The sequence below is a fragment of the Pseudarthrobacter sp. As-47 genome, from assembly GCF_058215595.1.
Window position 1 is genome coordinate 2230560 of the sequence record NZ_CM177088.1, and the last position, 19559, is coordinate 2250118.

A 19559-nucleotide genomic window follows, 5' to 3' on the forward strand; every position below is an offset into this window, starting at 1 on the left:
CTTCTTGGGGCTAATGTCTTAATAGAAGCGCAGGAAGGGGCTGATACATCATGGAGACACCAAACCAGGACTCCGGACGTACACCGGCAGAGCAGTCTGCCGCCAACGACCTCTCGGTTGCAGACCGCCAGGTCAACATCCTCCGGGACAAGCTCAGGCACATAGACCGCCAGCTGGCCGCGGCAACGCAAAACAACACCAAGCTGGTCAGCATGCTTGAAACGGCAAAGGCTGAAATCCTTCGGCTGAAGAACGCCCTGGACCAGGAAGGGCAGCCGCCCTACAGCTTCGGAACCATACTGCAGCTGAATCCAAGGCGGCAGGCGTCCCCCGGCAGCAGCGGGCAGGCGGCCACCGAGGAATCGGTGGACATCTTCAATGCCGGCCGGAAGATGCGCGTTGGCATCAGCCCTCTTGTGAACATGAACCAGTTGGCCGTGGGGCAGGAGGTCCTCCTGAACGAGGCGCTCCTCATTGTCGCCGGACTCGGCTACGAGCGCGCGGGCGAGCTGGCCACGCTCAAGGAGATGCTGGGTGCGGACCGCGCCCTCGTGGTGGGGCGCGCCGATGAAGAACGGGTCGTCCGGCTTTCCGGTGCGCTCCTGGCCGAAAAGCTCCGGGTGGGCGATGCCCTTTCGATTGATTCAAGGACCGGCTACGCCCTCGAAAAAGTGCCGCGCTCCGAGGTGGAGAACCTGGTCCTGGAGGAAGTCCCGGACATCACTTATGAGGATATTGGCGGCCTGGGGCCCCAGATTGAGCAGATCCGTGACGCCGTCGAACTGCCCTTCCTCCACCCGGACCTGTACCGCGAGCACGGACTCAAGGCGCCCAAGGGCATCCTTCTCTACGGCCCACCCGGCTGCGGAAAGACCCTCATTGCCAAGGCCGTCGCCAACTCACTGGCTGCCCGGGCCGCGGAGCGTTCCGGCAACGTGGACCTCAAGAGCTACTTCCTGAACATCAAGGGGCCCGAACTCCTCGACAAGTACGTCGGCGAAACCGAGCGGCACATCCGGCTGATCTTCTCCCGGGCACGCGAAAAGGCCTCGGACGGCAGCCCTGTGGTGGTGTTTTTCGATGAGATGGATTCCCTCTTCCGCACCCGCGGCACCGGAATCTCGTCCGACGTCGAAACGACCATCGTTCCGCAGTTGCTCAGTGAAATCGACGGCGTTGAGCGGCTGGACAACGTGATCGTCATCGGCGCGTCAAACCGTGAGGACATGATCGATCCGGCCATCCTGCGGCCGGGCCGGCTGGACGTCAAGGTCAAGATCCACCGTCCGGATGCCGAGGCCGCCGCCGATATCTTCAACAAGTACATCACCCCCGACCTGCCGTTCCATGAATCGGACCTGGCAGAGCACGACGGCGATGTGCAGGCCACGGTGGACGCCATGGTCCAGCGGACGGTGGAAGCCATGTACTCCACGGACAAGTCCAACGAGTTCCTGGAGGTCACCTACGCCAACGGGGACACGGAGATGCTCTACTTCAAGGACTTCAACTCCGGCGCGGTGGTTCAGAACGTGGTGGACCGGGCCAAGAAGTACGCCATCAAGGATCTGCTGACCACCCACCAGAAGGGGCTGCGGATCGAGCACCTGCTGCGCGCCGTCGTCGACGAGTTCCGCGAGCACGAGGACATGCCCAACACCACCAACCCTGATGACTGGGCGCGGATCTCCGGCAAGAAGGGCGAACGGATCACCTACATCCGCACTATTGTCCAGGGCAAGGCGGGCCAGGAACCCGGCAAGTCCATCGAGACCATGCCGACAACAGGCCAATATCTATGACCGCTGCACCGGAGCCCGCCGCCGGGGGAACCTTACCGGCCGGCGGGGCCATGCGGGTCATGGGCGCGGAAACCGAATATGGCATCCACGCCCCGTCCGCCCCCTCTGCCAACGCCACCATGATGAGTGCCAGGGTGGTCCAGGCCTATGCGCAGGTAACCCGCCAGCGCGCCGCCGGCGGCGCGGAGACCCGCTGGGACTACACGGACGAGGAGCCGCTGCACGACGCCCGCGGCTGGACGGTGGACCGCAGTTCCGCCCACCCGAGCCAGCTGACGGACCAGCCGCCGGTCCTGGATGCGGAAGCGGTGGCGCTAGCCTACGGCCGCGAGGAACTTGAGCTTGACGGCCAGGACGAGTCCGGGACGCTCCTGATGAACATGGTCCTGGGCAACGGTGCACGGCTGTATGTGGACCATGCGCATCCCGAGTACTCCAGCCCGGAGGTGACCAACCCCCGGGACGCCGTGAAATGGGATGCGGCCGGTGACCTCGTGGCCCTGGCCGCCGTCCGCCGCCTTGCGGCAGATCCGGACCTGCCGCCGGTCAACCTCTACAAGAACAATACGGACAACAAATCCGTGTCCTACGGCTCCCACGAGAACTACCTCATGCCACGCTCCGTACCCTTCGGCGATATTGTGCGCGGGCTGACGCCTTTCTTCGTCAGCCGGCAAATCATGTGCGGGTCCGGCCGGGTGGGCATCGGCCAGGACAGCTCAACGCCGGGATTCCAGATCAGCCAGCGCGCTGATTTCTTCGAAGCGGAAGTGGGCCTGGAAACCACCATCCGCCGGCCCATCATCAACACCCGGGATGAGCCGCATGCCACCGCCGACAAGTACCGGCGCCTCCACGTCATCATTGGCGACGCCAACCTGAGCCAGGTCTCCAACTATTTGAAGTTCGGAACTACGGCGATGGTGCTCAGCCTCATCGAGGCAGGACTGGCACCCAAGGTCGAAGTCTTCGAGCCGGTCGCCGCCCTCCAGAGGGTGAGCCATGACACCACGCTCACTGCCAAGCTCAGGCTGCTCGACGGCAGGAGGGTCACCGCCCTTGACCTGCAATGGATGTACCACGAGGCCGCTGCCAAGCTTGCCCAGGACACCGGCGTCGGAGACAAAGTGGACGGCGACGGGCATACGCACGATGTCCTGGAACGCTGGGCCGCCGTCCTGACCCAACTCGACAACGACCGGGCCGCCGCCGCCTCCTCAGTGGAATGGCTGGCCAAGCTTTCCCTGCTCGACGGTTACCGCGAACGTGACGGGCTGGAATGGAACGATGCCCGGCTGGGGCTCGTCGACCTACAGTGGGCAGACATCAGGCCCGAAAAGGGACTCTATTACCGGTTCCTTGCCAGGAACAGGATGCAGCGAATCCTCGAGGACGCGGACATTGCGGCGGGAGTTTCCGAGCCGCCGGCCGACACCCGGGCATTCTTCCGGGGCAGGTGCATCAGCAGCTTCGGCAAGGATGTGGTGGGCGCCAGCTGGGACTCCGTCATCTTCGACGTCCCGGGATACGGGCGGCTCCAGCGCGTACCCACCAGGGAGCCCCTCCGGGGAACCAAAGCCCTGACCGGCGCGTTATTCGAACGCTACCGGGAGGCGGGACCGTTCCTGGCAGAGCTTCTGGGACATAACGCTCCGCCTGCGGCGTAAACCGCCACCGGAGGCCCGCACCGTGGCAGGATGGGCATATCGGAGGATCCGCCGGATCCGATGACGGATATAAGGAGGGGTAACAATGGCAGGCCAGGAGCAGCAGCAGCCGCAATCGCGCGACAGCCAGGTCGAAGAGGACATTCCCGAGGCACCGCCCGCGCCGCCCGAGGCACAGGCATCAGCATCGACGGAGGGCGTCGACGACCTCCTCGACGAGATCGACGGCGTCCTCGAATCCAATGCTGAAGAGTTCGTCCGGGCGTTCGTCCAAAAGGGCGGTCAGTAACCCGGATTCGGAGGCTGGCGGAAGCCGCGGAAGGCCCGAATCTGTACCGACGTTGAAGGACCACGTTCAAGGAGTGCATGAGTGCAGGAATCAACCGCCAACCAGGTAGCCGCCAACGCCACCTCTTCATTTACCGAGCACCTGCAACGGGACCGGCCGGAACTCCTTCCGTATAACCGGTCCCTCCAGGCAGGTGCGCCGGCGGCTGCCCCCTTGCAGGTTCCGCATGCCACCACCATCGTTGCCATGAGTTACGACGGCGGTGTGCTGATGGCGGGCGACAGGCGCGCCACCATGGGCAACGTCATAGCCAGCAGGCACATCGAAAAAGTCTTCCCCGCCGACCGCTACTCCGTCCTGGGGATCGCCGGGACTGCCGGAATTGCCATCGACCTGACCAGGTTGTTCCAGGTGGAACTCGAGCACTACGAGAAAATCGAGGGCACGCTCCTCAGCCTCGAAGGCAAGGCCAACAGGCTGGGTGCCATGATCCGCGGCAATCTTCCCCTTGCCATGCAGGGACTCGCCGTTGTGCCCCTCTTTGCAGGGTTCGACACCAGCGCCGGTGTTGGCAGGCTCTTCTCCTACGACGTCACTGGCGGCCGGTATGAGGAACGTGAACACCACACGGTGGGATCCGGTTCGGTTTTTGCCCGCGGTGCCCTGAAGAAGCTCTGGCGTCCCAACCTCACGGCAGCCGAAGCCGTCGCCGTCGCGGTTGAATCCCTCTATGACGCGGCCGACGACGACTCCGCCACCGGCGGTCCCGACACGGTGCGGCAGCTATGGCCTGTCATCTACACCGTGGACAGTTCGGGCGCGCGGCGGGTGCCCGAGGGCGAACTGGCTGCAGCCTCGCGTAACGTGATCGAGGCGCGGACCATCGCCGGACGGGAGGCCTGAGATGACACAGCAGTTCTATGTTTCACCCGAACAGCTGATGAAGGACCGCGCGGATTTTGCCCGCAAAGGCATTGCCCGCGGCAGGTCCGTCGTGGTCATCAGCTGCGAGGACGGAATCGCTCTCGTCGCCGAAAACCCTTCACCGTCCCTGCATAAGATCGGCGAGATCTACGACAAAATCGCCTTCGCCGCCGTCGGAAAATACAACGAGTTCGAGAGCCTCCGCCAGGCGGGTGTCCGCTACGCCGATGTGCGCGGGTACTCCTACGACCGGGAGGACGTCACCGCCAGGGGGCTGGCAAGCGTCTACGCGCAGAGCCTTGGAGCGGTGTTCACTGCAGAACAAAAGCCCTTCGAGGTGGAGCTGGCCGTGGCCGAGGTCGGGGCCACCCAGGCAGAAGACCACCTCTACCGGCTGACCTTTGACGGGTCCATCGCCGACGAACATTCCTTTGTTGTCATGGGCGGCCAGGCGGACAAAGTCTCCTCTGTCATTGGACAGGGCTGGCGCAGCTCCCTGGACTTCGCGGACGCAGTGCGACTTGCCATCACCGGCCTCGTTCCCCGGGGAGAAGCGGAAGAACAGGCAAAAGCACTTCCGGCAGGCGCGCTGGAGGTGGCGGTCCTGGACCGGCAGTCAGAAGCCACGCGCGGGTCCAGGCGCGCCTTCCGCCGGCTCAACGACGCGGACATCACTGCACTGCTGGCCTAGGAGGACAGGACCGATGGACAAGAGAATCTTCGGCATCGAAACCGAATTCGGGATTTCATACTCGAGCCCGGACTCGAGGCCCCTCGCCCCCGAGGAAGTGGCCCGCTACCTTTTCCGCAAGGTGGTCAGCTGGGGGCGTTCTTCCAACGTGTTCCTGACCAACGGCTCCAGGCTCTACCTTGACGTGGGATCCCACCCGGAATACGCCACCGCCGAATGCGACGACCTGGCGCAGCTCATCGCCCACGACAGGGCCGGAGAGCTGATCTTGGACGACCTCGTGGACGAGGCACAGGCCCGGCTGGCAGCCGAGGGCTTCAACGGAACGGTGTACCTCTTCAAGAACAACACCGACTCCGCCGGCAACTCCTACGGCAGCCACGAAAACTACCTCATTCCACGCCGCGGGGAGTTCTCCCGGCTCGCTGAGATCCTGATCCCGTTCCTGGTTACCCGCCAGCTGATCGCCGGTGCCGGAAAGATCCTGAAGACGCCCCACGGCGCAACCTACGCGTTCTCCCAGCGGGCCGACCACATCTGGGAGGGCGTTTCCTCCGCCACCACCAGGTCGCGTCCCATCATCAACACACGCGACGAGCCGCATGCTGACGCAGAGTTCTACCGCCGCCTCCATGTCATCGTGGGGGACTCGAACATGTCAGAAGCCACGGCCCTGATGAAAATCGGCACCGTGGACCTCGTCCTGCGGATGATCGAGGCCGGAGTGATCATGCGCGACATGAGGATGGAAAACCCCATCCGCAGCATCCGCGAGATTTCCCATGACCTCAGCGGCCGGGCACTGGTCCGGCTGGCCAACGGGCGCCAGCTCACCGCACTTGAAATCCAGCAGGAATACCTGACCAAGGTCACGGCATTCGTGAAGGAGCACGGCCCGCACAACCCGCATGTCCCGCTCATCCTCGACCTGTGGGAGCGGACCCTGAAGGCCATCGAAAGCGGCGACTTCCGCGGGATCGACACCGAAATCGACTGGGCCATCAAGAAAAAGCTCATGGACAAGTACCGTGAGCGGCACGGCCTGGGGCTGGACGCACCCCGGATAGCCCAGCTTGACCTTACCTACCATGACATCTCGCGCAGCCGCGGTCTCTACTACCTGCTGCAGTCACGCGGTGCGGTGCGCCGGATCGTGGACGATACGGTCATCAAGGACGCTGTGGACGTCCCTCCCCAGACCACACGGGCCAAGCTCCGCGGAGACTTTGTCCGCCGCGCACAGGAACTGGGCCGGGACTACACCGTGGACTGGGTCCACCTGAAGCTGAACGACCGGGCACACCAGACAATCCTGTGCAAGGACCCCTTCCGGAGCGTCGACGAGCGCGTGGATGCCCTCCTTGACTCTATGGGCTGACACCCAGCTTCAGGGGCTATTCTGGATAGGGCCCTTTAGAGGGCCCCCGCGATGCCGGCCGTTGCCATGCGGAACATCGCATCCACCCTGCCCCGACGAAAGTTCTCTTACGTGCGCCGACTACTAGCAATTCTTCTTCCCGGTCTGCTGCTGCTGACCGCCTGCGGCGGTTCAACCGCAGAGCCGGAACGCACCAGCGTTTCCGCCGGCGAGACTGCCAAGTTCGACTCCCTCAAACTGACCGACAACGGGGACAAGAAAGCTCCCGGAGTGGAATTCACCAAGCCACTGGAAGTGGCAGAACCCACCATCAAGGTCATCACCGAGGGCAGCGGCGAGCCCGTGAAGGCAAACCAGGTCGCCAACATCTCCATCCTGGCCCTCAACGGCACTGACGGCAGTACCCTTGAGGACACCTTTCCCGGTGAGCCCGAACCCCTTGAGCTCAACGACGAACTGAAGACCAGCAGCGAGGTCATCTACAACGCTTTCGTCGGTGCCAAGGTGGGCTCCAGCCTGGCCCTGGCTGTCCCCGGCCAGCAGAGCGCACCCGCCCCGAGCCCCTCGGACGGAGCAAGCCCGAGCCCCTCCGCGGCAGCCCAGCCCACACAGCTCCTGATCATCAAGGTCCTGTCCGCCGAGGACGTTGCGCCGGTTCTGGAAAAGCCCGAGGGCGAGACCGTAACCCCGCCGGCCGGACTGCCCACAGTGTCCGAAAAGGACGGTGTCCCCGAAATCAACGTTGAGGGTGTGGCTGCCCCGACGGCCCTGGTTTCCCAGGACCTCATCAAGGGCAACGGCGCCGCCGTGAAGGAAACCGACACCCTCACCGTGAACTACGTGGGCGTCACCCTGGAGGGCGGCACCAAATTCGACTCGAGCTTTGACCGCGGCGAACCCGCAAGCTTCCCGCTCACCGGCGTCATCAAGGGCTGGACCCAGGGCCTGGCCGGCAAGACGGTAGGCTCCCGCGTCCTCCTGGTCATCCCCAAGGACCTTGCCTACGGCGACGCCGGACAGGGTGAGGCCAAGGGCGACCTGGTGTTCGTCGTGGACATCCTCGGGGCTAAGTAGCAAACACAAGCATCACAGACATCAAAGGAGCAACCATGTCATTTGGACAGCGTGAATTCGACCGCCAGAAGCCCGAGATCGATTTCCCGGAGGGCGACGTCCCCACCGAACTGGTCATCACCGACCTCATTGAGGGCGACGGACGCGAAGCCAAAGCCGGCGACACCGTTTCCACCCACTACGTCGGCGTGGCCTGGTCCACCGGCGAAGAGTTCGACGCCTCCTGGGGCCGCGGTGCCCCGCTGGACTTCCGCGTGGGCGTCGGCCAGGTCATCCAGGGCTGGGACCAGGGCCTGCTTGGCATGAAGGTGGGCGGCCGCCGGCGCCTGGAGATCCCCTCGGAGCTGGCTTACGGCTCCCGCGGCGCCGGCGGAGCAATCGCTCCGAACGAAGCCCTGATCTTCGTAGTGGACCTCGTCGGAGTCCGCTAAAAAGGATCACCGGCAGCGACAAGAAGCGCGGCAGCACCAGGACGCACATCCTGGAGCTGCCGCGCTTCCTGCGTTCCGCCGCGGACTTTAGTAACGTAACCAGAGTGCCCGTATCCCGTACTGAACGCCTCCTCAACCTGCTGATCGCACTCCTGAACACCCGGTATGGGCTGCGCCGCAGTGAGCTGCGCGAAAAGGTCTACCACGATTCTTCCGGCAATGACGTGGCCTTCGGCCGGATGTTCGAGCGGGACAAAAACGACCTGCGCCAGTTCGGCTTCGAGGTGGAAACCCTGACGGATATGGGGTGGAGCGAGGATGATCCCGCCACCACCCGCTACCGCATCGGCAAGGAATCCAACCGCCTTCCGGATGTCCAGCTGGGGCCGGACGAATGGACTGTCCTCCTCCTGGCCTCACAGCTGTGGGAGCGTGCCGCCCTTGGCACTGCCGCGCAAAGCGCACTCCGGAAACTGCAGGCGTCGGGACGCCTTGCCGACGTCGCCCTTCCGGCCGGTGTCCAGCCCCGCATCAAGCCGGCAGGACAGGCCTTCGACGACCTGGTCTCTGCACTGCACGCCCGCCACCCGGTGACCTTCATGTACCTTGCGGGCAGCACAGGCAACGAGGAGCTGCGGACAGTGGAGCCGTGGGGCCTGGGCAGCCGGTTTGGCCAGTGGTACCTGGTAGGCCACGACCGCGCCCGGCAAGCACCGCGCCACTTCCGCCTTTCCCGCATCACCAGTGCGGTCACGACCCTGGAGAAGGAGTTGTACACGCCGCCGGCGGACTTCAACGTCCGCCGGGAGCTGGACCGCCTCCCTGAACTGCCGCTGCGCACCGCCGTCGTCGAGGTCCGCGAAGGAAAGCTGCTGGCACTGCGGCGGCGCAGTTCCGTTGAGGGTGGCGCGGCCGGCCGGCCTGGGAGCGGCTACGAGCGGCTGGCCGTGCAATACCGGGATCCCGAGGCGCTGGCTGAGGAACTGGCCTCCTACGGACCGGACGCACAGGCCATAGCCCCGCCTGGGCTTGTGGCCGCAGTCCTCCGCAGGCTGCGCGCGGCTGCGGAGTTCAGCGCCGAACCTGCGCCTGCATACAGCTTCGGCGCAGCCCGCGCTGTTGCCGTCCGCAAACGCACGTCCGAGGACCAGCTCAAGCGGATGCTGCAGCTGGTGCCGTTCCTGGTGCACAACCAGGGCCTGCACATCCAGGACGTGGCAGACCGGTTCGGCATCACCAGGAAGGAGCTGGAGGACGATTTGCAGATCCTGATCTGCTCCGGCCTCCCGGAGGGGTACCCGGACGACCTTCTGGACATCCACTGGGACGACGACCATGTTTACATCACCCAGGACCTGGACCTCACAAAACCGGTCCGCTTCACTGTGGAGGAAGCCTGTGCCCTCCTGGCGGGGCTGGAGACGCTGAACGGCCTGCCGGAAGTGGCGGAGGGCGGCGCGCTGGAATCGGTGACCCTGAAGCTGCTGGCGGCCGCGGGCGAAGAAGGCCTCCGCGCGGCATCCCTTGCCGGCCCGGAAGTGGCACCTGCCGACGCTGCCACCCACGCCACGGTCAGGCAGGCCATCGAATCCCGCTCCCAGCTCCGCCTCCGCTACCTTTCGCCCCAGCAGGACACCATCACCGAGCGGGATGTGGACCCATTCCGCCTGTATTCGCTGGACAACACCTGGTACTTCGAGGCCTACTGCCACCTGGTGCACGGACTTCGGAACTTCCGCCTGGACCGTGTCCAAGACGTGCACCCGAACGGTGCTCCCGTCTCTGCCGGCATCACGCCCGCCGAAGGAGTCCCTGCCAGGCTCTTCACCGCCAGCGACGACGACACCACCGTCACCGTCCAGCTCACGCGGCGGGGGAGGGGGCTGGCGGACGACTACTACGCTGAACGCACGGCAGAGTTGCCCGACGGCGGGATGGTGGCCGAGATCCGGTTCGGCACGACGGACTGGCTGCCGATGTTCGTGGCCCAGCATGGCGGTTCTGCCAGGATCCTGGCACCAGGTGAGCTCGCGGAGGCGTCCCGCAGGTGGTTGGCGGCATCCCTGGCCAGGTACGGCGGCTAGACTTCTCAGCATGCCTTGGTGGTCCTGGATCCTGATATGGGTGGCGCTCGTTGCGCTCTCACTGCTCTTCTATGTCCTGTTGGGCATTCGCCTGTTCCGCCAGTTCATGGCGACCGTCAAGGATTTGGGGGCCGCCGGCGAGAAGCTGGGACACCTGGGCCCCATGGATGTGCCGGACGATGCCGATCCGGCAACGCCGCCGCCGGGTGCGGCGGTTTTTGCCTCGCCCACGCTCATGCGACATGATTACGAGGCATCCAAGTCGTCCCGACGGGAAATGCGCCGCCTGCGACGAGTGCAGCGCAAGAAAGACCGGGGCCAGCCCCAGGCGCTCGGCGATCTCGACTTTACTTAGAAGTAAAATGAACTTAGACGAAAGGATTTCCCGTGGGAAGACTCTTTGATGGCCCCTGGCCCATCGTAATTATCATTGTTGTTGCTTTGCTTCTCTTTGCCGCACCGAAACTTCCGGCCATGGCACGCAGCCTTGGACAGTCCATGCGGATCATCAAGTCCGAGGTCAAGGAAATGAAGAACGACGGCAAGCCCGAGTCCACCGACCCTTCAGGCCCGGTGGAAGGAACCATCGTCAACCACCCCAAGGCGAAGCCAGGCGAGCCGACCGACGGCACTGACGTTCCGCCGTCGAACCGCGCCTGACCCCCAGTGGCACTGTCGCGGGCCCGTAAAGCCAACCCCGAGGGGCGGATGGCTCTTTGGGACCACCTCAAAGAGCTGAAAAACCGGCTGATCAAGTCGGCCATCGGCGTCGTCATTGGCGGCATCGGAGGATGGATACTTTACGATCCGCTGCTGAAAGCCCTGGCCGATCCGGTCAACCGCATCTCCCAGCAGACGGGCGGGCTTTCGGCCATCAACTTCGGGACCATCGCGTCCCCCTTCGACTTCAAACTCCAGATGTCGCTGCTGATTGGCGTGGTGATCTCCAGCCCGATCTGGATTTACCAGTTGTGGGCCTTCATCACGCCCGGACTCACGTCCAAGGAGCGCCGGTACACACTGGGGTACATGGCGGCTGCGGTCCCGCTGTTCCTTGCCGGCATCTGGGCAGGCTGGCTCGTGGTCCCGCAGGTGGTCAGGGCACTCACCCAGTTCACCCCGGACGGTTCGTCCAGCGTCATCGATGCGCGCACCTACATCGAGTTCGTCACCCGGATGGTCCTGGTGCTGGGCGTCGCCTTCCTGGTGCCGGTGGTGCTGGTGGGCATCAACATGGCCGGCATCATCTCGGGCCAGACCATCCTGAAGGCCTGGCGCATCACCGTGTTCCTGGTGTTCGTCCTTGCCGCGATTGCCGCCCCCGGGGCCGACGCCATTTCGATGTTCATGCTGGCGGGGCCGCTGCTGGTGCTGTTCTTTGCGGCAATCGGCATTTGCCTGATGAACGACAAGCGCCGGGCGCGCCGGGAGGCCAAGCGGGCAGCTGAAACAGACGCAACAGCAGACATCGCCACCCCGGGCAGTGAGCTGAAGAACCTCTAGGCGCCCGTTAGGCTTGGGGTATGTCCTCCAACACCGGGCCTTCTTCCTCTGGACCGTTCCCTCCCGGACGCACTGACTTCGAAGAGCTTTCCCCCGCAGAGCGGTACCAGGCCAGCGCCGAACGCAGGGCCGAAGCTGCGACGTACCTCGGAGCGTTCGTCCGCACACTCGAGTTCGAGCTCGACGACTTCCAGCGGCAATCCTGCCGCTCCCTGCAGGAGGGCAGGGGAGTGCTGGTGGCGGCCCCCACGGGAGCCGGGAAAACGATAGTCGGGGAGTTCGCCATCTACCTCGCCCTGGAGCGTGGGCTCAAGGCGTTCTACACCACCCCGATCAAGGCCCTCAGCAACCAGAAGTTCACTGAGCTTGCCGAGAAGTACGGCGCCGGGAATGTAGGGCTGCTCACCGGCGACACAAGCATCAACGGTGACGCTCCCGTCGTCGTGATGACCACGGAAGTCCTCCGGAACATGCTGTACGCGGACTCGGCAACCCTTGACGACCTGGGCTATGTGGTGATGGATGAGGTCCACTACCTCGCCGACCGCTTCCGCGGCGCCGTCTGGGAGGAAGTCATCATCCACCTCCCCAGCGAGGTGCAGGTGGTCTCGCTCAGCGCCACCGTCTCCAACGCCGAGGAGTTCGGCGCGTGGCTGGACACCGTGCGCGGCGACACCGACATCATCGTCTCCGAGCACCGGCCGGTACCCCTGTGGCAGCACGTTATGGTGGGGCGGCAGGTCATGGATCTGTTTGCCGGCGAAACCACCTTCGATGAAATCGCCCCGCCCGTGGACGGCGACGGGACGCAGCCGGTCCCGTCTGCTGACGGCACCAAGGGGCGCGGCTTCGACGTCAATCCCGACCTGCTGAAGGTGGCGCGCAGCGAAATCCAGCAGAACTTCCGCAGCCGCCAGGGAGGACCGGGCGGACGCGGCCAGCGCGGAAGGCGCGGCAACGACCGGCCCGGCCGGGGCGGGGACGAACGGGGTGTGCGCCCGGCCAGCCGGCCGCAGGTCATCGCAAGCCTTGACCGCATGGACCTGCTGCCTGCTATCACCTTCATCTTTTCCAGGGCGGGCTGTGACGCTGCGGTGGCGCAGTGCGTGGGATCCGGGCTGTGGCTCACCACAGAGAGGGAACAGGGCATCATCGCCCAGCGCGTTGATGAGGCCGGGCAGGACATTCCGCCCGATGACCTCGACGTCCTGGGCTTCTGGACCTGGCGTGACGGCCTGATCCGCGGCTTCGCAGCACACCACGCCGGCATGCTCCCCACCTTCAAGGAAGTGGTGGAGAAGCTCTTCGCTGATGGCTTGGTCAAGGCGGTTTTCGCCACGGAAACGCTGGCACTGGGCGTCAACATGCCTGCCCGTTCCGTGGTGCTCGAAAAGCTGGACAAGTTCAACGGCGAAGCCCACGTGGACATCACGGCCGGCGAGTACACCCAGCTGACCGGCCGTGCCGGCCGCCGCGGCATCGACGTGGAGGGCCACGCCGTGGTGCTGTGGCAGCCGGGAACGGATCCGACGGCGGTCGCCGGCCTTGCGTCGCGGCGCACCTACCCGCTGAACTCGAGTTTCCGGCCCACCTACAACATGAGCATCAACCTCCTGGCACAGTTTGGCCGGGCAAGGGCCCGCGAGATCCTTGAGTCCTCCTTTGCCCAGTTCCAGGCTGACCGGTCCGTGGTGGGATTGGCGCGGCAGGTGCGCAGCCGGGAGGAATCGCTGGCCGGGTACGCAAAGTCCATGACCTGCCACCTGGGTGACTTCACCGAGTACGCACGGCTGCGCAGGGAATTGTCCGACGCCGAAAACGCCGGCTCCCGCACCAAGTCCCGCGTCCGGAAATCGCTCAGTGACGATTCCCTTGCCCGGCTGCTGCCGGGTGACGTGGTGGACGTTCCCGGCGGCCGGGCACCGGGTCCGGCTATTGTGCTCAGTTCAGACCACACCAGCCGGGAGCCGCGGCCCGCCGTCCTGACGCTGGACAACCAGCTGCGCAGGATCGGGACCGACGACCTGGAGGGACCCATCGCTCCGGTGACGCGCATCCGCATTCCCAAATCCTTCAACGCCAAAGTGCCCAAGTCCCGCCGGGACCTCGCCTCCTCGGCCCGGAATGCACTGCGCGAAAACCGGCCGCCCGCACCGGGCAATAACCGCAACAACGACTTTGGCCTCGCCACCGCACTGCCCAACCAGGAAAAGCGTATTGCGGACCTCCGCCGCGCGCTCCGTGCCCACCCGTGCCATGGCTGCAGCGAACGCGAAGACCATGCCCGCTGGTCCGAGCGCTGGTGGAAGCTCCGCCGCGAGACAGACGGGCTGGTGCGGCAGATCCAGGGCAGGACCAACACCATAGCCAAGACCTTCGACCGCGTCTGTGATGTCCTCTCCACCTACGGGTACCTAGAACAGGCAGCGGACGGGCAGCTCTCCATCAGCCCTGACGGCCAGCGTCTCCGGCGGATCTATGGTGAGAAGGACCTGCTGATTTCCCAGTCGCTGCGGCTTGGCGCGTTCGACGACCTGGACGCCGTGGAGGTCGCGGCCCTCGCCAGCGTGCTGGTGTACCAGGCGAAACGCGAAGACCGCGGGCTGCGCCCACGGATGCCCAGCATTTCGCTGGAGACGTCGGTGGATATTGTCGTCCGTGAATGGTCCGCACTTGAGGATGTTGAAGAGGACAAGAAGCTGCCGCTGACCGGCGAACCTGAACTGGGGCTTGTCTGGCCTGTCTACAAGTGGGCCAAGGGCCGGCACCTGCAGGACGTCCTCAGCGGCACGGACCTGGCCGCAGGTGACTTTGTCCGCTGGGTCAAGCAGGTTGTGGACCTGCTGGACCAGCTCGCCAAGATCCCCGGGCTGGAACCGCGCCTGGCCAGGCTCTGTGCCGAGGCCATATCCCTGATCCGCCGCGGTGTCGTGGCGTATTCCTCCGTCCTCTGACCCGCAACGCCGGCTGCCCGCCGGCGCGCCCAACGCCAGGAGCACTGCCCCCGTATGTCCCAGCCTGAACCGCTGCCCGCCCAGCGCCCAAAAACAGTCCTTTACCGGAACGGCTCCGTCTACACCGCCGCCGACCCCTTTGCCACGGCGATGGTGGTGGACGGCGGCACCGTGGCCTGGGTTGGATCCGAACAGGCAGCCACCTCCATCGCGGACAGCTCCATGGAAATCATCGATCTCCGCGGCGCCCTCGTTACCCCAGGGTTCGTGGACTCGCACATCCACCTGACGGAGACGGGTATTGCACTGGACTCCCTCCGGCTGGGCGGAATCCGGTCAGCCACGGAACTGCTCGACGCCGTGGCAGCTGCCCCCGGAGACGGCCCGGTCCTGGGCCACGGCTGGGACGAAACCGCCTGGCCCGACAGCAGCCTGCCCACCGCCGCGGAACTCGAGCGGGCATCAGCGGGACGGCCGGTGTACCTGTCCCGGGTGGACGTACACTCCGCCCTGATTTCCGGGTCACTCGCCGCTGCGGCCGGGGTCAGTCAGTTGGACGGGTTCGACGGCGGCGCCAGAGTCCGCCGGGCCGCGCACACGGCCGCCCGGCAGGCAACCCGTCGCCAGCCCGAAGAAGTGTTGAAGCGGCACCAGGCGCGGGCACTGTCCGAAGCGGCAGCCAACGGCTACGTGGCGGTGGCCGAAATGGGCGCACCGCATATCGGCGGTGCCGAGGACCTGCGGCTTGCAGGGGCCTGGAACAGCGGTGCGTCCGGAACCGCGGGGGTCCCCGAGGTCCTGCCCTACTGGGGGGAACTGGCGTCCTCGGAGGAGCATGCCCGCAGCCTCCTGGACCAGTTTGGTTTCGCGGTGCGGGGACTCGCCGGCGACCTGAACATCGACGGTTCCGTGGGCTCCCGGACGGCTGCCCTGCGGTCCGGGTACAGCGATGCTCCTGGCGAGCAGGGCCACCTTTATCTCAGCGTGGAAGAGGCCGCGGCGCATCTGGCGGCCTGCTCGCTTGCCGGAGTCCAGGGCGGTTTCCACGTGATTGGCGACGCCGGGCTGGACGCCGCGCTGGCCGCGCTGGAACTGGCCGCCAAGGAAGTCGGGGAGCAGCGGGTGCGCGCTGCCGGCCACCGCTTTGAACACGTGGAGATGGTTGACTCGTCCGCCGTCGGGGTGTTGTCCCGGTATGCCGTAACGGTCAGTGCCCAGCCGTCGTTTGACGCCGCCTGGGGAGGCCCGGGAGGGCTCTATGAGAAGAGGCTGGGGGAGCGCAGCCGGTCCATGAACCCGTTCGCCAGCCTCTACGCAGCCGGGGTGCCCGTCTGCTTCGGCAGTGACAGCCCCGTGACGCCGCTGCGCCCGTGGTCCAGCGTGAGGGCGTGCCTGGAGCACCACAACGAGGATGAGCGGATCTCGGCCCGTGCCGCCTTCCTGGGCCACACGCGTGCGGGCTGGCGGGCGGCGAATTACCCCGACCCGATGGCCGGCCAACTGGTCCCGGGGGCCCCCGCGAGTTTCGCTGTGTGGGAGGTTGAGGAACTGATGGTCCAGGTCGCCGACGGGCGGGTCCAGTCCTGGAGCACCGACCCGCGGGCGCGAACGCCGCTGCTGCCTGCCCTGGATACCGGCAGTGATCCGGTGTGCCTGCAGACTGTCCGCAACGGCGTCGAACTTTACGCAAGCCCGGCGCTGCGGTCCTGACCGGAGCGCTGCCGTCCTATAATTGATAGTTGCGCCCACCGCCGATCCGTTCGCAGCCGGGCGCACTGACCATTTCCCCCAGGAAAGGCCCCCTGTGCGAGTCCTCACCATCATTCCCACCTACAACGAACTGGAATCGCTGCCCAAGACCCTTGAGCGGCTTCGCGCGGCAGTTCCTGCGTCGGACGTCCTGGTGGTGGATGACAACAGCCCTGACGGCACCGGCCAGCTCGCGGACCGTTTCGCCGCTGAGGATTCCCAGGTTCATGTCCTGCACCGGAAGGGCAAGGAAGGGCTCGGAGCCGCGTACATTGCCGGCTTCAGGTGGGGCCTGGACGCCGGATATGACGTGCTGGTGGAGATGGACGCGGACGGTTCCCACCAGCCGGAGCAGCTTCCCCAGCTCCTGGAAGCTGTGGAGCAGGGCGCTGACCTTGCCATGGGCTCCCGCTGGGTTCCCGGCGGGAAGGTCGTGAACTGGCCGCTGTACCGCCAGGCCATTTCCCGGGTGGGCAGCACCTACGCCCGCCTCATGCTGGGGCTGAACATCAAGGATGTCACCGGCGGGTACCGCGCGTTCCGCAGGACAACGCTGGAGAAGCTCAACCTGGACCAGGTGGATTCCGTCGGCTACGGCTTCCAGGTGGACCTCGCCTTCCGGGTGGCCCGGATGGGACTCCGTATCGAGGAACGGCCCATCACTTTTGTTGAGCGGGAACTTGGAGCCTCCAAGATGAGCGGCAACATCGTGGTGGAGGCCATGATCAACGTCACCAAGTGGGGTCTGCAGGCACGCTGGAACACACTGACCCGCAAGAAGGCATCCGGCCGCTCCTAGGGCTACAGCACCGCCGCCACGGCGGATGGCTCAACCAACGGAAAAGGGAGCCGCCCCGCACGAAAGTGCAGGGGCGGCTCCCTTTTCTGTCAGAGCAACAGTCCAAAACCTCTAGGCGGAGCGGCGCTCTCCGCGGCGTTCGCGCAGGATGGTCAGCCGGTCTTCGAGGATCTGCTCAAGCTCGGGCAGCGAGCGGCGTTCCAGGAGCATGTCCCAGTGGGTACGGACCGCTTTGTCGTTGCTGGTGTCGGGCCGTTCGCCATCAACCAGGAGCGCTTCCTTGCCGGTCTTGGAAACCCAGACAGGGGGAATTTCCGCTTCTGAGGAGAAGGTGACGAAGACCTGCTCGCCGTCCTCGCACCGGTACTCAACACGCTGGCGCGGAGCCGGCTCTACTCCGGACTCGGTTTCCATGCTCTGTGCACCAAGGCGCATGCCCCGCAGGCTGCGATCGCTCATGATTTCTCCCTCTGGTCGGTTCGCGGTGTACAACACCGCGCTAGCCGGTGGCGGCGAAGCGCCGCCGGACTACTGTGTGCTCTGTGCTGCATCTCTAGATTCAACGCATCGCGAAGCTTTGTTGTTCCAGCGGATCTGCTCCGGCCGGACAAATACACAATTATACCGGCATCCCGGTGGAACAGCCAAAAGGAGGGACCCGCCCTGAAGCGGATCCCTCCCTCACGGCCGGCCAGGATGCTGAATCCGGGTGCCGGGTTCTACGGTTCGGACGGCTTGGCCCCGACTTCGTCGAACAGGCCGCCTGCGGATTCAGGGGTAGTCCCGCCCAGTGCGTTGCCGATTCCCTTGAGTGCCTCGCCGACCTCGCTGGGAATGATCCACAGCTTGTTCGAGGAGCCCTCCGCCAGCTTGGGCAGTGTCTGGAGGTACTGGTAGGCCAGCAGTTTCTGGTCCGGATTGCCCTTGTGGATGGCGTCGAACACCTTCTGGATCGCCTGCGCTTCGCCGTCAGCACGGAGGATTGCTGCTTTGGCGTCACCTTCAGCCGCAAGGATCGAGGCCTGCCGCTGGCCCTCAGCGGTCAGGATGGCTGACTGCTTGGTTCCCTCGGCAGTCAGGATGGCCGCGCGCCGGTCGCGCTCGGCGCGCATCTGCTTCTCCATTGAGTCCTGGATGGAGTGGGGCGGATCGATGGCCTTCAGCTCCACACGGGAAACCCGGATTCCCCACCGGCCGGTGGCCTCGTCCAGGACGCCGCGGAGCTGGCCGTTGATCTGGTCGCGGGAGGTGAGTGCCTCCTCCAGGTTCAGTCCGCCAACGACGTTGCGCAGGGTAGTGGTGGTCAGTTGCTCAACGGCCTGGATGTAGTTGGCAATCTCGTACGTGGCCGCGCGCGGATCAGTTACCTGGAAGTAGACCACGGTGTCGATGGAGACCACCAGGTTGTCCTCGGTGATGACGGGCTGCGGCGGGAATGACACCACCTGCTCACGAAGATCGAGCAGAGGCAGGAGCCGGTCAACGAAAGGTATCAGGATGGTCAGTCCCGGATTAAGCGTCCTCTGATATTTGCCCAGCCGCTCAACTACTCCCGCGCGGGCCTGCGGAATGATCCGGACCGCACGGACCAGAACGATAATCACAAACACGATCAGGACCACCAGCACTATGGCGAGTGCGGCTCCTCCTGCGTTATCCATACATCTCCTTTTTCCCCAATTGATCAGGCTGTATCAGGACTTGCCGTCGGCATCCGATGCCGCCGAGACGACGGCAGTGGCGCCGTCTATCGCGGCTACGACTACTTTTTGTCCGGCGGGAAGGACCCCCGCAGCGGAACGCGCACTCCAGATGTCCCCGCCGATTTTCACCAGGCCGCCGTCGGACGAGACGGGCTCCATCACTACTGCCTGCTCGCCGATCAGCCGGTCTACATTGGTCCGCTGCTCGGACGGCCCCTTCTTCAGGTGGGACAGGGCCACAGGCCGGACGAACGCAATCATGAGCAGGGAAACGACGCAGAAAACCACAATCTGCAGCCAGGGGTCCGCGCCGGCGAAATCCGCCACCATGGCGGCGAGGGTACCTCCACCAAGCATGATGAAAAAAAGGTCAAGCGTGATCATCTCGATCACTGCAAAAGCGAGGAAAGCCGAGAGCCACAGTGCCCACCAGTTTTCGCCCAACCATTCAAACATCGTGCTCCCCCTTCGCTACGGGAGGCCCCGTCCAGGGCCGGCCAGTAACTGTCCT

At 65.1% G+C, this 19559-nt stretch carries 18 protein-coding genes; 15 read left to right on the plus strand and 3 right to left on the minus strand.

The genetic code is table 11. From position 1 onward, the window contains the following. Positions 1-50 precede the first annotated feature (50 nt). The 15 genes from arc to AC4BCK_RS10385 all read left to right on the plus strand — a co-directional run bounded on the left by arc (position 51) and on the right by AC4BCK_RS10385 (position 17345). Positions 51-1802 carry a proteasome ATPase gene (gene arc, locus AC4BCK_RS10315; protein WP_174174458.1) on the plus strand — a complete coding sequence of 584 codons (1752 nt, stop codon included), beginning with the start codon at positions 51-53 and terminating at the stop codon, positions 1800-1802. Further along, entirely contained in the window at positions 1799-3469 is a 1671-nt protein-coding gene (gene dop, locus AC4BCK_RS10320) for a depupylase/deamidase Dop (protein ID WP_174174456.1), read from the plus strand. The genes arc and dop overlap by 4 nt, the downstream gene beginning before the upstream one ends. An 85-nt stretch (positions 3470-3554) precedes the next feature. Further along, the gene (locus AC4BCK_RS10325) at positions 3555-3758 is read left to right on the plus strand and encodes a ubiquitin-like protein Pup (RefSeq protein ID WP_104187137.1); all 204 of its coding nucleotides are present in this window, start codon (positions 3555-3557) and stop codon (positions 3756-3758) included. A gap of 81 nt (positions 3759-3839) precedes the next feature. Further along, positions 3840-4661, plus strand: a complete 822-nt coding sequence (prcB, locus tag AC4BCK_RS10330) for a proteasome subunit beta (protein WP_174174454.1) — start codon at positions 3840-3842, stop codon at positions 4659-4661. Position 4662: 1 nt separating this feature from the next. Further along, a complete protein-coding gene (prcA, locus tag AC4BCK_RS10335) occupies positions 4663-5373 on the plus strand; it encodes a proteasome subunit alpha (protein WP_174174452.1) in 711 nt (236 codons plus the stop codon). A gap of 13 nt (positions 5374-5386) precedes the next feature. Further along, a complete protein-coding gene (gene pafA, locus AC4BCK_RS10340; protein WP_104187131.1) occupies positions 5387-6751 on the plus strand; it encodes a Pup--protein ligase in 1365 nt (454 codons plus the stop codon). Positions 6752-6862: 111 nt separating this feature from the next. Continuing rightward, positions 6863-7825 (plus strand): FKBP-type peptidyl-prolyl cis-trans isomerase, encoded by a 963-nt coding sequence (locus AC4BCK_RS10345; RefSeq protein ID WP_251420226.1) that lies wholly within the window; start codon positions 6863-6865, stop codon positions 7823-7825. Positions 7826-7860: 35 nt separating this feature from the next. Beyond that, positions 7861-8256 (plus strand): FKBP-type peptidyl-prolyl cis-trans isomerase, encoded by a 396-nt coding sequence (locus tag AC4BCK_RS10350; RefSeq protein WP_066275847.1) that lies wholly within the window; start codon positions 7861-7863, stop codon positions 8254-8256. Positions 8257-8360: 104 nt separating this feature from the next. Further along, positions 8361-10340, plus strand: a complete 1980-nt coding sequence (locus tag AC4BCK_RS10355; RefSeq protein ID WP_251420109.1) for a helix-turn-helix transcriptional regulator — start codon at positions 8361-8363, stop codon at positions 10338-10340. Between the two features lie 10 nt (positions 10341-10350). Continuing rightward, complete coding sequence (locus AC4BCK_RS10360; RefSeq protein ID WP_174174448.1) at positions 10351-10695, plus strand: hypothetical protein; 345 nt, start codon at positions 10351-10353, stop codon at positions 10693-10695. 32 nt (positions 10696-10727) lie between these two features. Further along, positions 10728-11000 carry a Sec-independent protein translocase subunit TatA gene (gene tatA, locus AC4BCK_RS10365; protein ID WP_174174446.1) on the plus strand — a complete coding sequence of 91 codons (273 nt, stop codon included), beginning with the start codon at positions 10728-10730 and terminating at the stop codon, positions 10998-11000. A 48-nt stretch (positions 11001-11048) separates the two neighbouring features. Beyond that, the gene (gene tatC, locus AC4BCK_RS10370) at positions 11049-11843 is read left to right on the plus strand and encodes a twin-arginine translocase subunit TatC (protein ID WP_174174444.1); all 795 of its coding nucleotides are present in this window, start codon (positions 11049-11051) and stop codon (positions 11841-11843) included. 20 nt (positions 11844-11863) lie between these two features. Next, positions 11864-14797, plus strand: a complete 2934-nt coding sequence (locus AC4BCK_RS10375; RefSeq protein WP_490566885.1) for a DEAD/DEAH box helicase — start codon at positions 11864-11866, stop codon at positions 14795-14797. A 54-nt stretch (positions 14798-14851) separates the two neighbouring features. Beyond that, the gene (locus tag AC4BCK_RS10380; protein WP_310110693.1) at positions 14852-16507 is read left to right on the plus strand and encodes an amidohydrolase; all 1656 of its coding nucleotides are present in this window, start codon (positions 14852-14854) and stop codon (positions 16505-16507) included. Positions 16508-16601: 94 nt separating this feature from the next. Further along, positions 16602-17345: a polyprenol monophosphomannose synthase gene (locus AC4BCK_RS10385; RefSeq protein ID WP_174174438.1), complete on the plus strand. Its 744-nt coding sequence runs from the start codon at positions 16602-16604 to the stop codon at positions 17343-17345. A gap of 111 nt (positions 17346-17456) precedes the next feature. Here the strand turns inward: AC4BCK_RS10385 and AC4BCK_RS10390 are convergent, their stop codons facing one another. The 3 genes from AC4BCK_RS10390 to AC4BCK_RS10400 all read right to left on the minus strand — a co-directional run bounded on the left by AC4BCK_RS10390 (position 17457) and on the right by AC4BCK_RS10400 (position 19504). Further along, the gene (locus AC4BCK_RS10390) at positions 17457-17804 is read right to left on the minus strand and encodes an RNA polymerase-binding protein RbpA (protein ID WP_013600997.1); all 348 of its coding nucleotides are present in this window, start codon (positions 17802-17804) and stop codon (positions 17457-17459) included. A gap of 260 nt (positions 17805-18064) precedes the next feature. Further along, positions 18065-19006, minus strand: coding sequence for an SPFH domain-containing protein (locus tag AC4BCK_RS10395; RefSeq protein WP_066275863.1), 942 nt, complete (start codon positions 19004-19006; stop codon positions 18065-18067). A gap of 33 nt (positions 19007-19039) precedes the next feature. Next, positions 19040-19504, minus strand: a complete 465-nt coding sequence (locus AC4BCK_RS10400; RefSeq protein WP_471898490.1) for an NfeD family protein — start codon at positions 19502-19504, stop codon at positions 19040-19042. Between the last annotated feature and the right edge of the window lie 55 nt (positions 19505-19559).

Coding starts and splice junctions, on each gene's coding strand:
- AC4BCK_RS10350 (WP_066275847.1), top strand. CDS start 7,861: ATGTCATTTGGACAGCGTGAATTCGACCGCCAGAAGCCCGAGATCGAT.
- AC4BCK_RS10360 (WP_174174448.1), top strand. CDS start 10,351: ATGCCTTGGTGGTCCTGGATCCTGATATGGGTGGCGCTCGTTGCGCTC.
- AC4BCK_RS10390 (WP_013600997.1), bottom strand. CDS start 17,804: ATGAGCGATCGCAGCCTGCGGGGCATGCGCCTTGGTGCACAGAGCATG.
- AC4BCK_RS10395 (WP_066275863.1), bottom strand. CDS start 19,006: ATGGATAACGCAGGAGGAGCCGCACTCGCCATAGTGCTGGTGGTCCTG.
- AC4BCK_RS10400 (WP_471898490.1), bottom strand. CDS start 19,504: ATGTTTGAATGGTTGGGCGAAAACTGGTGGGCACTGTGGCTCTCGGCT.
- arc (WP_174174458.1), top strand. CDS start 51: ATGGAGACACCAAACCAGGACTCCGGACGTACACCGGCAGAGCAGTCT.
- AC4BCK_RS10375 (WP_490566885.1), top strand. CDS start 11,864: ATGTCCTCCAACACCGGGCCTTCTTCCTCTGGACCGTTCCCTCCCGGA.
- prcA (WP_174174452.1), top strand. CDS start 4,663: ATGACACAGCAGTTCTATGTTTCACCCGAACAGCTGATGAAGGACCGC.
- AC4BCK_RS10380 (WP_310110693.1), top strand. CDS start 14,852: ATGTCCCAGCCTGAACCGCTGCCCGCCCAGCGCCCAAAAACAGTCCTT.
- AC4BCK_RS10325 (WP_104187137.1), top strand. CDS start 3,555: ATGGCAGGCCAGGAGCAGCAGCAGCCGCAATCGCGCGACAGCCAGGTC.
- dop (WP_174174456.1), top strand. CDS start 1,799: ATGACCGCTGCACCGGAGCCCGCCGCCGGGGGAACCTTACCGGCCGGC.
- tatC (WP_174174444.1), top strand. CDS start 11,049: ATGGCTCTTTGGGACCACCTCAAAGAGCTGAAAAACCGGCTGATCAAG.
- pafA (WP_104187131.1), top strand. CDS start 5,387: ATGGACAAGAGAATCTTCGGCATCGAAACCGAATTCGGGATTTCATAC.